Raw genomic sequence first — 16,766 nt, 5'->3', positions numbered from 1 at the left:
AGCAGTTCTCGCGCGATTTAATCTTTACAAATGCATAAAATACGTTCCCAGTTTCCCATTCTTGAAAATTACACCTATCTCAACACGGCAAATCATGGTTTGATTTCGCAAGATTTGATTGATTATCGAATTAATGAAATGAATAAAATGCGTGATACTGCGAGTTTGTACACGAACAAGCGAAATGTTTTTATAGATGAAGTACGAGCCACTATCGCGAGATTTATGGATGCTCCATTTGAAAATACCGCTGTGATTCCTAATTTCTCTACAGGATTCAATATTCTCATGGAAGGAATTAATAAAAAAGCTAAGTTTCTTTTATTAGAAGGTGATTATCCATCTGTGAACTGGCCTGTAGAAACTCGTGGATTCGATTGCGTTTATGCTGCGATCGACCAAAATATGGAGGAAAATATTCTCAAGGCATGCGAGCAACATCAACCCGATTTTTTCTGTTTTTCGGTCGTGCAATATATCTCTGGAATTAAGATGGATTTGGAGTTTATCAAACAGCTCAAACAGCAGTTTCCCCATATGATTCTCATAGGCGATTTGACACAGTACGTAGGTTGTGAGGAATTCCGCTTTCGCGAAAGCGGACTCGATATCATCCTAGCAAGTTGTTACAAGTGGCTCAATGCCGGCGACGGGAATGGGTTTATATGCGTAAAAGACCAAGTGAAAGAATTCATCAAACCCAGCAGAATAGGCTACAGAAGTACTCGCAATGTAATGGATGCTGTACCAGAATTTATAGGTCGATTTGAACCTGGTCATCAAGATATGACGGCTTTTGGTAGTTTGAAATTTACAATGGAAACCGTTGAGAAAATAGGTCTAGATCACATTCAAAAAGAATTAAATCACTGGTCTCAACTTGCAAAAACCGAATTTCAAAACCGAAATTTACTTCATAATGATGTCGTCCAAAGAGAACAGCACTCCACCATTTTTAATATAAAAGGTGATCAAGAGCTGTATGATAGATTGAATAAGAGTCACATTATCACCTCACTGCGTGGCGATGGAATAAGAGTAAGTTTTTCTTATTTTAATAGTCAAGAAGATTTAGATCAACTATTAAAGACGCTGGATGCGTGAGAAATACAATCTTAGCGATTTTATGGTGTTGTATAGTTCATGTATAGGTCATTTATGGTTGTTTTAAAATCCTACAACTTAGTTTAGCGTAAAATATAAAGCAATGACATTTTTACGTTTTCTAATTTTGTTTATTATCGGAGTACAATTAGTCGGCGCTCAACAAATGCCTTTGGACTTTATTGACGCAGCCGAATCATTCTCAACGTTTTCTGGTGCAACATTTAATAGAACTACAGATCCTACAGGTGCTACAAATGACGTAGGACAAATTATCAATGATGGTAGCGCGCCTTTTCAAGGTGTGTATCTAGACCTTAACAGACCTATAGATCTAGATTTTCAAAAAACTATAACCTTAAGATTTTACGCTACAGACGCTGTCTCTCATAACATTGCCATTAAACTAGAAAATGGGATAAATAGTAATGTGGAAGTAGTACAAAATGTAGGCGCTACCGCAAATCAAAATTGGATTACTACAACTTTTGATTTTTCTAATGCTACCGTTTCAGGAACTAGTAATACCGTTAACGCGAGTGGAACTTATAATAGAATTACGCTCTTTGTAGATTTAGGATTGAATGTCGCTGGAACTTATTATGTGGATGATATAGATGATGGCTCAACACCTGTCACAGTAAGTCCAGTTGATGTGATTTATACAGATTTAGTTTGGTCAGACGAGTTTGATACGTCAGGAACAAATAACCCTATTGACGCTACAAAATGGTTTCATCAAACACAATTACCAGCTGGTGGAAATTGGTTTAATGGAGAACAACAGCATTACACGAATCGAACTGATAATTCTTATGTGGAGAATGGGTTTCTAAACATAGTTGCAAAGCGTGAGAACTTTACAGATCAAGGACAGACTAAGCAATACACGAGTGCGAGACTTAATTCAAAGTTTGCCTTTACCTACGGTAGAGTAGATGTGAGAGCAAAATTACCTTTTGGTGATGGAACATGGCCAGCGATATGGATGCTGGGTAAAAACATCAATGAAGATGGTGGCTATTGGGATAATACTTATGGAACTACTAACTGGCCTTTATGTGGAGAAATAGATATCATGGAACATGGATTAGGAGCAACTAATCATGTTTCAAGTGCATTACATACTGCTTGTAATGGTTGCTCGGGAAACACGATGAATTTCCAATCGACTACTTTACAAGATGTCGCAAATAATTTTCATGTGTATTCTGTCAACTGGTCGCCACAACAAATCACGTTTTTAATTGATGATGTGCCATTTTACACCTATAATCCTGCGGTAAAAGACGTGAATACCTATCCGTTTTATGAAGATCAATATATGTTATTGAATATTGCAATGGGTGGAGTTGCAGGAGTTATTGATCCTAACTTTATACAAAGCAGTATGGTCATAGACTATGTGCGGGTTTATCAAAACACATTAAGTTATGTTGATGCTGATTCTTTTGATGTTATGGTTTATCCTAATCCATCGAGTAATGTGGTCACCATTTCTTCTACAGACACCATAGATCGAATCGAATTATACACTATGCTAGGGCAACGTGTTTTTGAAAAAACAGAGAATTGCAATTCATTGAACGTTTCTAAGTATGATAATGGAATGTATGTATTAAAAATATATTCTGGAAATCAGATGCAAACGGAGCAATTAGTAGTCTCGCATTAAGAATTCAACAGTTCTAAATAGCAGATGTTATCAATAAAAATGAGCAAACCAACTGATTGATTTGCTCATTTTTAATTTTGCCTAAAGCCTAAAGCCTAAAGCCTAAAGCCTAAAGCCTAAAGCCTAAAGCCTAAAGCCTAATGCGCCTCTAACCAATTCTGTCCTACGCCAACCTCAACATCAAGTGGAACCGTCATTTTATAAGCATTTTGCATTTCTTCTTGAATGAGTTTTTTCATGTCTTCTAGTTCATCGTTATGAATGTCGAAGACAAGTTCATCATGTACTTGCAGTAACATTTTAGACCTGCATTTCATCTCTTCAAACTTCTTGTGAATATTGATCATAGCAATCTTGATAATGTCTGCAGCGCTTCCTTGAATAGGCGCGTTCACCGCATTACGTTCTGCGGCACCGCGTACTACGGCATTAGAACTATTGATGTCTTTTAAGTAACGGCGTCTTCCTAGAACGGTTTCTACGTAACCATTTTCACGAGCAAAATCTACTTGCTCAGACATATAATTGCGCAGTTTAGGATAAGTCGCATAATAAGTTTCAATAAGCTCTTTTGCTTCTCCACGACTCAAATCTGTTTGATTACTTAGTCCAAAGGCGCTCACTCCATAGATAATCCCAAAGTTCACCGTTTTGGCATTACTACGTTGTTCTCTAGTAACATCTTCAAGTGCGACGTTAAAAACTTTTGCAGCAGTTGAGGCGTGAATATCTTCACCACTCTGGAAAGCAGCGATCATGTTTTCTTCTTCGCTCAATGCTGCGATGATTCTCAATTCTATTTGAGAATAATCGGCAGCGACGAGTGTGTAGTTTTCATCTCGAGGTACAAATGCTTTACGTACCTGACGACCACGTTCTGTTCTTATAGGAATGTTTTGCAGGTTAGGATCTGTAGAGCTCAATCTTCCGGTTGCAGCAACCGTTTGCATGTAGTTGGTGTGAATGCGATCTGTTTTTGCATCAACTTGATGAGGTAATGCATCTACATAGGTAGATTTTAATTTACTGAGTCCGCGATAGTCGAGCACGTTTTGAATAATGGCGTGGTCTTTTGCGAGGTAACTTAATACATCTTCAGCCGTGGAATATTGTCCGGTTTTGGTCTTTTTAGGTTTGTCTACGAGCTTCAGCTTTTCAAAAAGAATAATTCCCAGTTGTTTAGGAGAACCTATATTGAATTCTTCTCCAGCAACTTCATAAATATCTTTTTCTAGCTGAGCAATATCTCGTTCTAAATCGCCGGATAGCGAGCTTAAAAATTCCTCATCTAGATTTATTCCTTCTATTTCCATAGCTGCCAGTACGTCCAGCAAAGGCATTTCTATATCGTGGAATAATTTATCAGTTCCAGCGCTAGCCAGTTCTGGAACAAAATGCTCTTTTAATTGAAAAGTAATATCAGCATCTTCAACAGCATATTCTTTTTGTTTTTCAAGATTTACATCGCGCATAGAAAGTTGGTTCTTTCCTTTTTTACCTATCAATTCTACGATGGATTGTGGCGTATAGTTCAAATAAGTTTCTGCTAGCACATCCATATTATGACGCATGTCAGGATTGATGAGGTAATGAGCCAGCATAGTATCAAACATAGGTCCTTTTACATCTACTCCATATTTGTCAAGAACCTTAATATCGTACTTTAAATTCTGTCCTACTTTTTCAATGCTTTCACTTTCAAAAAATGGTTTGAGTTGATCTACAACGGCTTGCGCAGCATCGCGATCTTCAGGAATAGGAAGATAGAATCCTTTTCCTTTTTCCCATGAAAATGCAATTCCTACGAGCTCTGCAGCCAGAGGATCTAATCCTGTAGTTTCTGTATCAAAACAAACGCTGGATTGTTGCATCAACGATTGAAGAAATAACTTGGTTCCCATTCCTTCTTGAACAAGCTGGTATAAATGCTCTGTAGTAGCTAGAGTCTGGCGACCGGTTGTAACAGCCTCAGCAGCTGTTCCTGATCCTGGAGCATCAAATAGAGAAAATTGTCCAGCGCCTGCTGATGAACTCGAACTCGAACTCGAACTTGAACTTGAACTTGAACCGTTCTCGACTGCGCTCGAACTGACATCCTTAGAAAAGATCTTTGCCAGTGTTTCTTTTGCACGGCGGAATTCTAGCTCATCAAAAATCTCGTGAACTGCCTCCACATTTGGATCGTCTAACTGGTAGTTTTTTGCATGAAAAGTCACTGGGCAATCCAGTCTTATGGTAGCCAGTTTTTTAGAAAGCAATCCTAACTCTTGATTAGCTTCTACTTTTTCTTTCATCTTACCTTTAAGCTTATGGATATTTTCAAATAATCCTTCCATCGAGCCATAAGCGGCTATAAATTTCTTGGCCGTTTTATCTCCTACACCAGGTAATCCAGGAATGTTATCACTAGCATCACCCATCATTCCTAGGTAATCGATCACTTGTTCTGGACGTTCTACTTCAAATCTTTTTTGAACCTCAGGAATTCCCCATATTTCAATACCGTTACCCATACGGGCAGGTTTGTACATGAAAATATTTTCAGAAACTAGTTGCGCATAATCCTTATCTGGTGTTACCATGTAAGTGGTAAAACCTTCTTTTTCGGCTTGTTTTGCTAGAGTTCCTATCAAGTCATCTGCCTCGATTCCTTCTACAACTTCTATGGGAATGTGCATTGCTTTTAAGATGCGCATAATATAAGGAACGGCTATTTTTATAGCCTCAGGAGTCTCATCACGATTTGCTTTATAATCTTCGTACATCTCTACACGATCTGCACTTCCACCTTTATCAAAAGCCACTGCTAGATATTCAGGTTTTTCACGACGTATCACGTCAAATAGCGAATTTGTAAATCCCATAATCGCACTGGTGTCCATACCAGCGCTATTGATTCTAGGGTTTTTTATTAACGCATAATAACCTCTAAAGATCAAGGCATAAGCATCGAGTAGAAATAATCTTTTATCGTCCGTTCCGTCGTTAGTCATCGTTAAATTTTATGGATGTTAAAGATAAAATTCTTAGAAGACTTAATAAGAGTTCATTGGAGATAAAACTCAGTTTTTATTCACGATGTAAATAAGAAACCGCTAGATTCCCCTTAGGCCTCTAGCGGTTATACCATAATATGCGTAAACTCTCTCAAAAGGTTATTATGGTTCTTTATGAATACGCTTTCGCGAAAGCGTAATTACTTCAATCCTATCGTTGCTCTAGAGCTTCTATGCGTTTTTCAAGCTCTTTGAGACGATTGTTTTCTGCTTTTAGAGCAGCATTTTCTTCCATTAGTTGTGTATTGCGTTTAGCAATTATATCCACCTCTTTTTTTAATTCTTGCACTGCTTTTATAGCTATCACTCCAGTTGCTGAGTAGTCCATGTGGTAGATATCTTCATCGTCATGGTAAGTTACTAATTCTGGATAAATTTGTTTTACATCTTGCGCTACCATTCCTATAGTTGAGGTCTTATTTTGATCTGCTTTATAAGCGTAAGTAAGCGGAGCCAACTTTAAAAATTGATCCCAAGAAAAGTATAGGTCTTTAAAATTTTCTTTCAATCTACGGTCTGAAGTAGCTGTATAAGCACCTGTAATATCATTAAATGCACCTATAATTGTGGTTCCCTGACTGGTTGAATACAATCTCAAATCATCTGATCCTGAAGAAACGTAGAATCGCCACCAGCTATTATCGCTGTTATTTTGTAATTTCATACCGTCTGCATTTCCATTATTTCCATGAAAGATGTGATGATCTACGTCTGGAGTTCCTTTAAAACCTACATCACCATTACCCGTTGCAACCATAACATTTCCAGTTGAGGTGTGGAAAAGATTAAATCTGCTATTTGCGGTCGTATTATCAGCTAGACCAAAAAGGATCCATTCATTTGTGGTTTCTACATTATTGCTGAATCGTATACGAGCACCATCATTAGCTCCTGTTTCTCTTAATTCGATATGCGCTGGATTACTACCACCGCTATTATTTAAAATGCTCAATCTGGCGGTCGCATTATCGGTCTCACCTATGCTTAATCGTTGAGAAATGTAGCTTTTACCAAGGTTATAACTCGCCCAACCATCATTTACACCTACGGAATTATAGATTCCATAATGCGTGCCACCAGCTGTTGTACTAATTAGATTATAAGTTCCGTATTTATTTCCTGTACCTGTTGCTGCAGCTGAGAATTCTGTGCGTGTTCCATAATAATTACCATTAGCATTAGAGGTAAAATCTGTCCAAATACCGTTCATTCCTGCTGCTCCTGGCGTACCACCCGTAAATCTATTGCGTACTCCTACAATATCGGTCGCGGTAGAGTAATTTCTTTCAAATTCATTAAACACACCATAAAGATTTGCTGCATTTGCGCTACGCATACCATTGTAAACTCCATAGCGATTTCCTGTCCCGGCATTATCTAGATTATTAAAGGTTGCAAATTGTGAAGAGGCAGTGGCTCCTGAATGATAATTACGTGTACCGTATTGATTTCCATTAGAAGTAGCACTTAATCGATTAAATACTCCATATTTTTGTCCAGTACCAGATCCTGAAATAACGGTGTATAAACCGTGACTTCTTCCAGTTCCTAATCCTTGTTTTTCGATTCTCATACCGGAGGTTTCTGCACTACTGGTTTCTATTTTAGTCATAAAAAACCCATTATTATAAGGTCCAGTTTCTACCATATGCAATGGATAAACAGGAACGTTAGTTCCTATGCCTATTTCACCACTATCTTCTACAAAAAACACATCGCTACCATTATCTTGAATTGCAAAATCTCCTGTTGAATTGAGGTTGATGTCTAGGCTTCTAGTCCCTTGAGTGATCACTGTGTTTTGGGTAAGTACTCCACCTAATTGAACCGTTCCAGTGTTTAGAGTAAGACCGTTATTTGCGGTGGTTGATTCTTGCATATTATTTTGAAAGGATACATTGCCAGCACCATCTGTGGTCATGACTTGTCCTGAAGTGCCGTCTGTAAGTGGCATATTATACTCATCATTAATATTCATAAGGCCATTTTTGTAAATGGTTAATGCGTTACTTCTGTTAGTTTCACTAATTCCATTACCTAGACTCAAAAGCCTATCATTAGAATTATAGCTCACAGTACTTGCTGGTGTATAATTTGTTGTAAATGAACCTAAAGTTGTTTCAAAATATGAAGCAGCAGTGTTATATGTTCCAAGCGCCATCGCTCCAAAACCAGAAGCATCGTTATTATTTCCCATTGCTACAGAATAACTGGCACTAGCATTATTACTTTCTCCACTAGCAAACGAACCTCTTCCATTAACATTATTTGATGACCCCAATGCCACAGCAAAATCTCCTGCAGCAGAATTTCCTTGTCCAATGGCCGATGCTCCGATTCCTGAAGTCAGGTTATTATATCCTAAAATTGAGGAGCCATTCCCAGTGGCTGAGTTACCGCTACCAAAAGCCGTAGCGGCATAACCTGTAGCAATTGTGTTACGTCCCGAGGCACTAGAATAAACACCTACATTAAGATCATCCCATTGAGCACCATCTACAAATCCAGCCCTAAAAGCAGCTTTACGTGGATTAAAAAACATACGCGTTCCAGCACCTGTTGTAGTAATAGCATCTCCTGTACCAAATGTTCCCGTAACTATAAAGCCATCTTCTCCAGCTATAGAAACAGCGCCATCAGTAGCATTTATGGTATTTCCATTACCTGCACCACTAAAATCATAAGCTTGATCTAATGTTCCACCACTAGCACTAGCATTCTGAAAAGTTACATTGCCAGCACCATCTGTGGTCATTACTTGTCCTGCGGTTCCATCTGTAGCAGGCATTAAGTAGCGACCGGCGCTATCTGAAGTACCTAATGACATACGTCCTATAAAGTAACCCGAGTAACCATCAGCTTTTGTAGCTTCACTATAAACACCATAATGTATTCCTGGTGACGCGCTGTCTATTATATTGTATAGTCCGTATTTATCACCAGTACCTGTTCCTGAGATCTGATTTCTAGTACCAAACCGACGACCTGTTCCAAATGCGCCCATACTGATATCAACTCCTGTAACCGTTCTGTCTATACTGTATTGAGAATTCACGGTCATTCTAAATCCAGTAGTTGAAACATCACCTCCCAATACTTGATTATTATATCCGACTCTGAAACTTGTTCCGGGTTGAGTTCCTGCAAATTTTGTTTGAGCTCCTATAAGGTTTGTAGAATTTGCTGAACCATCAAAATCATTGTAAATACCATAGGTAAATAGAGTATTTCCTCTACTATTAAAATCATTATGCAGACCTATTAAATTGCTACTAGAACCTGCTGTGCTGTTAAACACATTATTGATAGCACGAACTTCACTACTAGCATAACCAGAATTTGTGGTTTTCAAAGTCTCATTCTCTGTATTAAAGTTACTTACAACTTCTAATCTTGCGGTAGGTGTAGTACTAGAGCCAATGTTTACCTTTCCTAAAGTATAAATGTCATCATTAATAGTGGTAGGTGTCATAGTAGTTCCAGGTATATTCCAATCATTATCTGAGTTTGTCAAGGATGATAGGTCAACGGTTTGTAAAGGTTGTGCATCGTCTTCTAGGGATAATCTTAAGGTAGAACCGCTTAGAGAAAAGTTATCTATAGTTTGATTATCAGTTCCAGTACCATCTTGTAATGAAGCGAGATTTAAAGTTTGTGTCGCAACACCATCATCTTGTAGTGAGATTTCTAGATTGGTTCCATTAAGATTTAGTACATCAATTTGCTGATTATCTGTATCAATTCCTGCAAGATTAACGGTTTGTAAAGGCTGTCCATCATCTTCTAAAGATAGTCTCAACGTAGAACCGCTTAATGAGAAATTATCTATAGTTTGATCATCAGTTCCAGTTCCATCTTGTAGCGGCGCTAAGTCAATATTAGTTCCGGTTCCATTCTCAATATTGAGGTTTAAAGTAGTTCCTACTAGGGTAGGAGTGGTTAGATTTTGATCATCTGTTCCTGTTCCATCTTGTAAAGGAGCGAGATTTAAGGTTTGTGTGGCTACTCCATCATCTTCTAGGGAGATTTCTAGATTTGTTCCATTTAAGCTGAGTACATCAATTTGTTGATCATCTGTTCCACCAGAACCTGCAAGAGAAGATAGATTTACCGTTTGTGGCGCGATACCGTCGTCTTCTAATTCTAAAGTAAGAATTCCTGTTCCAGAATTAAAGTTGAAATTATCTATAGTTTGATCATCAGTTCCAGTTCCATCTTGAAGCGGCGCTAAGTCAATATTAGTTCCAGTTCCATTCTCAATATTGAGGTTTAAAGTTGTTCCTACTAGAGTAGGAGTGGTTAGATTTTGATCATCTGTTCCAGTACCATCTTGTAGAGGCGCGAGATTTAAAGTTTGTGTCGCAACACCATCATCTTGTAGTGAGATTTCTAGATTGGTTCCATTGAGATTGAGTACGTCTATTTGTTGGTCATCAGTGTCAGTTGCAGTTAGAGGTGTTTGCCAAGTTGCGTTTCCTGTGGCATCACTAGTGAGTACTTTGCCAGCTGCCTCGTTACCATCTTCAAATTGTATAGAGCCTACTACATCTAACGTAGCTGAAGGATTGTTGTTATTTATCCCTAAATATCGTTGATGTGTTAATCGCATTCCTTCGACCATAGGTGCTGTGTTTATAGGACCTTGATGTACAAAAAAGGATAATCCTACATTGTCTTCATCTATACCAGTTTGCATTGACCCTATAGCAGCTCTTCTAGAATTATCTCTAGTAGGATGTGCTCCTCCAAAACTGATAGAACCACCTACTTCATTTATTCCAGTTGCTCCACTACCTCTAATGAATATTCCATCTTGACCTGAGTTAGCAACATTAGTGTCAAATGTGGTCCGAATACCTATGTGAAATGGGTTTAAAGGGTTGTTTGTGCCAATCCCAATTTTATCTTCGCTACCGTCTATAAAAAACATATTTGTTTCATTATCGCTTCGCACCCTAAAATCTGTTGTAGCACCAGATGAGTTGATCAGTAACTCTTGGTTTGCATGATTGATATTGAGGTAATTTCTTCCACCAGCATTTAGATCAATAACATTATCAGTAAACTGAAGAAAAGTATCTGCATCTCCATTATGTAAAATGGCATTACCAGCTGTAATGTCGTCTTCAACCAACAGTCCGCCATTTCCTTGAATTTCTACCGCTCCAGTGTCTGCAGTTATGATTCTTCCGGTTCCAGCTCCACCTTCATCATAAGCTCCATCTAAGGTGTTTTGTGTATTGCCATCTTGCAGTGATGATAAATCCAGAGTTTGAGTGGCTTGTCCGTCATCTTGTAAGGATAATTCAAGCGTAGTGCCATTTAGATTGAGCACATCTATTTGCTGGTTGTCTGCTGCCGCAGCACCTGCTATAGGTATCCAAGTATCTGTGACTTCTTCGTAATAGTAAAATCCTTTGCTGGTAGCTAGAGATCCATCTATGTAAACGAGCATTCCATCTTGATCTGCCGTCACTCCTGTTGGAAATGCGGCTAGCTTTGGTATCAAGATTCCAGATTCCTGTGGATTTGCAGTGGCTCTTATATCTAGAGCTGCTTTAGGATCTTGGGTGCCTATTCCTACTTGCGCTTTCGCGAAAGCGGTGAAAAAAAGTGCTAATACAGTAATTTTAATAGAGAGTTTCATAACTAGAAGTTTATGGTTAGTCATCCTAGGTGGACTACTAAGTTGCTAATTATGAATTGGTAATAGAGTTATTTTTAAGTGAAGCGCTGTTTTTTTTAGTGAAAATTATAAGTGGTAAGAATAATCGGCAAGTGCAGTTTATTCATTAATCATAGACATAATAATATCTTTATAAGTATTGCTTAATGGAATGTCATGACCGTCTATATTAATATGTTTAAAACTGCTGCTTCTGTATTTATCAATATTTATCCAGTAAGAGCGATGGGATTGAACAAATCGAGATGGGTTAAGTTGTTCTGCAATATGTTTGAGAGTGTGTGAGACTAGGAATTTTTCTGTCGCGGTATGTATATAACAATAGTTATCAAACGCTTTTAAATATTGAATATGTGCTTGATTAATGGCAATAGTGCGTCCATCCTGCTTGATTTTTATAAACTCTTTTTGATTGCTATTGATTTTGTTTTTTGCAAGTTCAATATTACTAATGAGTCCAGCCTCTGTAAATGGTTTAACTATATAACCCAGTGGACTTGTAAGACTTACACGAGCAATAGTGCTTGGGTCACTCTGAGAAGTAAGAAAGAGGTAATTTATATTCAGTACGTCTAGTTCTTGAGCGACATGAACTCCATCCTTGATTCCAGTAAGTTGTATGTCCAGTAGTACTAAATCAGGTTGAGATTCTTTAATTTCTTTGATGGCCTTAACATAACCACCTGAACAACCTATTACTTCAAAATTATTTTTTTTAAGCGCTATTTTAATAGTGGTGACTATTAATGGTTCATCTTCTACGATATAAATTTTAAGCGACATAATTACTTAGGCTCTGTGATAAAAATTGAAAGCTAAGGATTTACTTTGTTTTCAAAATATAATTTTAGCCAATAAGTGTTTTTTTTAGTGAATGAAATTACTCTAGTTTGTATAATTCAAATTTAATAATTGCATGAGTACCACCTTTTTCATGCGGTGCAATGGTAAAAGTGCCATTCAATTTTTGCGCAAGGCTATCAAGGAGTTCGAGCCCTAGTGCTCCATCTCGCCTATCGCTAGAAATTCCAATTCCATTATCACTGATTTCTAGGATATAGTTTTCATCTTCTTTTTTGAACCCTACAAAAATTAATGGTTGTTCTATAGTTTCATTAAAGGCATGTTTGAAACAATTAGTCACCAACTCGTTGAGAATAATACCCAGTGGAGTTATGGTATCTATGTTGAGTATGTGTTTTTCTGCTTCAATATTGTAATCCACATTGTTTTGAAGATTATAACTGTCTACCACATCTTTTGTGAGATCAGTTATATATTCTTTAGTATCTATACCAACTAAGTCCTCAGTATTGTACAATTTTTGATGCGTGAGGACCATGGAGCGTACTCTGTTTTGAGCTTCTTTAATTGCTATTTGTGCGTCAACTTGTTCAGTGGTTTCACCTTGAATATAAAGGAGACTGCTCACCATCTGGAAACTATTTTTTACTCGATGATGTGTCTCTTTAAGAAGTACATTTTTTTGATCTATGGTCTTTTCAAGTAACGTTTTTTGAGACGATAAAACTTTGTTAGTCTTGCTGCGCTTGTAGAAAAAGTATCCTAATAACAAGGCGAATAGTCCTAAAACAACCGCAATAATTGAATACAATTTGCTTTGTTTTTCTTTAGACTCTATCTCAAGATCTTTTATGGCCTGAGTCTTATCAAACTCATATTGCATTTCTAACTGCGTTTGCTTTTTAACATTATTTTCATTGAAAATGGAGTTTTGAGTTTCTTGATAGATCTCAAAATTTTCTAGCGCAAGATTAAATTTGCCTGTTTCTTTATAAGCCTTGTGCAGGCAGTCGCAAGACTGAACAATCATTTTTTTGTATTGACTCGCTTGTGCTTTGCTTTTAGCTTCTTCACAATTTACAATGGCATCTTTAAAGAGATTATTATTTAATTGTAATTTACCTAATCCAGATAATGCTTCGGCCGTCTTATCGTCTAGCTTATTAGTAGTAAAAACTTCTAGCGATTCCTTAAAATGAATTAAGGCTTTATCATATTTATCTAATGCTGTGTAAGCATTTCCTAAATGCAAGTGAGAGTTTGCAATTAATCGATTGGGCGCATTTCCCTCTTTTTTAAGCCTCATTCCTTTAAGGAAATTATCTAAAGCCTCTTCGTTTCTTCCTAATTTAAGAAGCACATCACCTTTATTTCCTATGATGATTCCGGCATTTATTCCAGCCTTAAGTCCGAGTGCTTTTTCAATAGCTTTCTCATAATATGTGATGGCCTTTTCTTGCTCTCCATTATTGTTATAGAAATTTGCAATGGCATTATGCAGTTCCATCAATTTACCTTTATGTCTAATAATATTTCTGCCTTCTAATTGAGTAGTGTCTATAGCATCAAATAATACCTGTGCTTCTAGATAACTAGAAATGGTAAGAGGAACATTCCCTAATTTATTATAGGCTCCACCTCTAGTTGATAATGCACTAGCCTTAATAAAGGGATCTTTAAAAAGTCCTTCTAGTTCAATTGTTTTATTTAAGTAAAATATGGAAGAATCAATAGCATTATTGAAATAGTGATAATTCCCTAAGCTATAGTAAGTATCTGCTTGTGAATTGATATCGTTAACGGCTATTTGTTTGGAATGATTCAGTAAATCAATCGTCTCTGTAGCATAGCGCATTCTTCCCGCCATGCCATTGATGTATCTTACTCTTTCATAAGTTTGTTCAATAGTATCACTATCCCTTATAATTTTTTCAACTTGACTTTCCTGTTGACCATAGGATATGTTGAAAATAAAAACTAAAAATAAAATAATAGAGTAGTAGTCTTTCAAGAATATGAGGTTTAATGCTTCTCGAAGTTACTAATTTTAAAGCAATTACTTTCTTGAATATTTAAAAGAGTTAATTACAACGGAGTTAATTACTACATTTTTTTATATACCGAAACACCTAATATTATTGATCCACATTAAAGAAACTATAAGCTATTATTTTAATAATTTGATTCAAGAAAAGCCTTTACTTTGGTTTGTAAATCGAGATATTGTGTGGCATTCCAGTTGCCATGTCCACCATTATAGATAGTGGATTCATTCACCACATTATTACTGTTTAAAGCTGCTTCTAGTCGTGTTAATTGAGAAACGGCCACGAGTGGATCTTGATTACCATAGAAATTAATAGTAGGTGGCGATTGTGGAGTTACTTGTAGAGTAGGACTTACCAACTCTGCGGTATTGCTGCCTGCAGGAAACGCACTAGAATCTACTAAAGAGTTAAGCAATAGTTGAAATGCTGGATTATTTGTGTAATAAGGATCTGTAAAATCTACTGGACCTACCATATTTACAACGGCTTTAATGCGGTCGTCATCATTTCTAGTGTAGCCATATAAGGTAGAAAGGTGAGCTCCTGCACTCAGCCCAAAAAGGGCAACGGTACCATCTATTTGTAGCATGGATTTATCTGCCTCAATTTTATTCAGCACACTTTCAATGTCGTTCAATTGATTAGGAAATGCTGGTATAGAACTGCCATTTGCCAGTACATAATTCATGTTGATAATCGCATAATCTGGCAGCACAGGTTGCATAAGTGCGACTATACCATTCATATCGGTTTTATCTCCAGCAGTCCATCCTCCACCATGAATTATAAGTAATGTTTTAGTGGACGCGGCGTTCCTTCCTGCAGGTAAGTAGATGTCATAAACTTGCTGTGCATGAGTTCCATAACTTACATTAAATTCTGTTTTTGCCTCAAGTATTTCTGGGTTGTTCCCATTATTATCACCTTCTTCACTAGTGCAAGACGCTAGTGCTGAGATGAATAAAGTGCTGAGAAGTATAAGTTTGTAGAGTTTCATAATATGATTATTTCATCAACGATGTTTAAAAGTAGTTCATTTAGGAGGAAATGAAGTCTTTTCAATTCTTTTAAGACATTAACGCTATGGCAACATTTTTAAATGTTAAACATACTAATTTTGCGCTATGCGTTTTATAATTGCCATCCTCATATTTATAGTTTTTCAGGTGTATTCATTCCAATTGATCAGGACATTGTCACGTGGTCACTGGTGGAAATGGGTTTACTTAGGAGTTACTATTCTTATTTTAGTAAATCTTATCATGCAATTTGTTTGGCATCCAGATCGTGCTCAAATTAATGGATCTAGGGATTTTGCTGTTACCATATTTTTAGGTCTTTTTGCCGCACAAGCTGTAATGATGCTGGTCATGTTTAGTGAAGATATCTATAGGTTTTTTGAAGGTGTTTTAAATACGCTTTCGCGAAAGCAAGAACACACATCATTCCTGCCTAGCAGAAGATCATTTATTTCTAAAGTAGGATTAGGACTAGCCGCACTTCCATTTGGGGCGATTTTATATGGTGCGTGGAAAGGAAAATATAATTATCAAGTGCGTGAATATGAAATGACCTTTGATGATTTGCCTCAAGCATTTGATGGTTATAAAGTCACTCAGATTAGTGATATCCATGTAGGTAGTTTTGATGATAGAGAAGAAGTCAAGTATGCCATTGATTTAGTAAATAAACAGGCTAGTGATGCAATTTTTTTTACTGGAGATCTTGTAAATAACATCAGTACAGAGATGTATGGATGGGAAGATGTCTTCGGTAAATTAAAGGCACGAGATGGTGTTTATTCAGTACTGGGAAATCACGACTATGGAGATTATTATGGATGGCAAGGAACTAGAGAAGAGGTCGTTGCGTTGAAAAAAGCAAACATGCAAGAGCTGTATAACATCCAGGATAAAATGGGCTGGAGATTATTACTAGATGAGAATGTTGCTGTAAAACGTGGAGCAGAATCGCTACATATAGTAGGTGTGGAGAACATAGGGAATGGTCGTTTTCCTAAATATGGTAATTTGAAAAAGGCTTCAACGGGATTAAAGAAAAGCGATTTTAAAATTTTATTGAGTCATGATCCATCCCATTGGGAAGATGAGGTTAAACACGCCGATTTGAATTATCACTTAACATTGAGTGGTCACACGCATGGCATGCAGTTCGGTATAGAAATCCCTGGTTTTATTAAGTTAAGCCCAGCATGGTTTGTTTATAAAAAGTGGGCTGGAGTTTATAAAGAATTTGGTAGATTTATAAATGTGAACCGTGGTTTTGGGTTTTTAGGATATTCTGGGCGAGCTGGGATCTGGCCAGAAATTACAGTGATTACCTTAAAACGCTCTGGTTTATAGCATTTTTGATTACATTTGATAAGATAATAC

At 37.1% G+C, this 16,766-nt stretch carries 8 protein-coding genes; 3 read left to right on the top strand and 5 right to left on the bottom strand.

What is annotated here, in order from left to right; genetic code table 11:
• The first annotated feature begins 30 nt into the window (after positions 1 to 30).
• Together ACSHWW_RS03770 and ACSHWW_RS03765 are read left to right on the top strand one after the other, a co-directional pair.
• Positions 31 to 1,104: an aminotransferase class V-fold PLP-dependent enzyme gene (locus tag ACSHWW_RS03770; protein WP_435681081.1), complete on the top strand. Its 1,074-nt coding sequence runs from the start codon at positions 31 to 33 to the stop codon at positions 1,102 to 1,104.
• Positions 1,105 to 1,270: 166 nt separating this feature from the next.
• On the top strand, positions 1,271 to 2,779 hold the full coding sequence (locus ACSHWW_RS03765; protein WP_435681080.1) for a family 16 glycosylhydrolase: 1,509 nt from the start codon (positions 1,271 to 1,273) through the stop codon (positions 2,777 to 2,779).
• Positions 2,780 to 2,916: 137 nt separating this feature from the next.
• Here ACSHWW_RS03765 and polA read toward each other — a convergent pair whose 3' ends face one another.
• The 5 genes from polA to ACSHWW_RS03740 form a co-directional block, all read right to left on the bottom strand.
• Positions 2,917 to 5,772 carry a DNA polymerase I gene (gene polA / locus ACSHWW_RS03760; RefSeq protein WP_435681079.1) on the bottom strand — a complete coding sequence of 952 codons (2,856 nt, stop codon included), beginning with the start codon at positions 5,770 to 5,772 and terminating at the stop codon, positions 2,917 to 2,919.
• Between the two features lie 214 nt (positions 5,773 to 5,986).
• Positions 5,987 to 11,482 (bottom strand): tail fiber domain-containing protein, encoded by a 5,496-nt coding sequence (locus ACSHWW_RS03755; protein ID WP_435681078.1) that lies wholly within the window; start codon positions 11,480 to 11,482, stop codon positions 5,987 to 5,989.
• Positions 11,483 to 11,620: 138 nt separating this feature from the next.
• A complete protein-coding gene (locus tag ACSHWW_RS03750) occupies positions 11,621 to 12,304 on the bottom strand; it encodes a LytR/AlgR family response regulator transcription factor (RefSeq protein WP_435681077.1) in 684 nt (227 codons plus the stop codon).
• A 97-nt stretch (positions 12,305 to 12,401) separates the two neighbouring features.
• Positions 12,402 to 14,336 carry a tetratricopeptide repeat-containing sensor histidine kinase gene (locus ACSHWW_RS03745; protein WP_435681076.1) on the bottom strand — a complete coding sequence of 645 codons (1,935 nt, stop codon included), beginning with the start codon at positions 14,334 to 14,336 and terminating at the stop codon, positions 12,402 to 12,404.
• Positions 14,337 to 14,497: 161 nt separating this feature from the next.
• Positions 14,498 to 15,370 carry an alpha/beta hydrolase fold domain-containing protein gene (locus ACSHWW_RS03740; RefSeq protein WP_435681075.1) on the bottom strand — a complete coding sequence of 291 codons (873 nt, stop codon included), beginning with the start codon at positions 15,368 to 15,370 and terminating at the stop codon, positions 14,498 to 14,500.
• 127 nt (positions 15,371 to 15,497) lie between these two features.
• On the opposite strand from ACSHWW_RS03740, the gene ACSHWW_RS03735 reads away from it, so the two are divergent.
• Positions 15,498 to 16,736 carry a metallophosphoesterase gene (locus ACSHWW_RS03735; RefSeq protein ID WP_435681074.1) on the top strand — a complete coding sequence of 413 codons (1,239 nt, stop codon included), beginning with the start codon at positions 15,498 to 15,500 and terminating at the stop codon, positions 16,734 to 16,736.
• The last annotated feature ends 30 nt before the right edge of the window (positions 16,737 to 16,766 follow it).

The sequence above is a fragment of the Nonlabens sp. genome, from assembly GCF_051251825.1.
In the GTDB taxonomy this organism is placed as follows: domain Bacteria; phylum Bacteroidota; class Bacteroidia; order Flavobacteriales; family Flavobacteriaceae; genus Nonlabens.
This window is presented reverse-complemented; position numbering and strand designations above follow the sequence as displayed.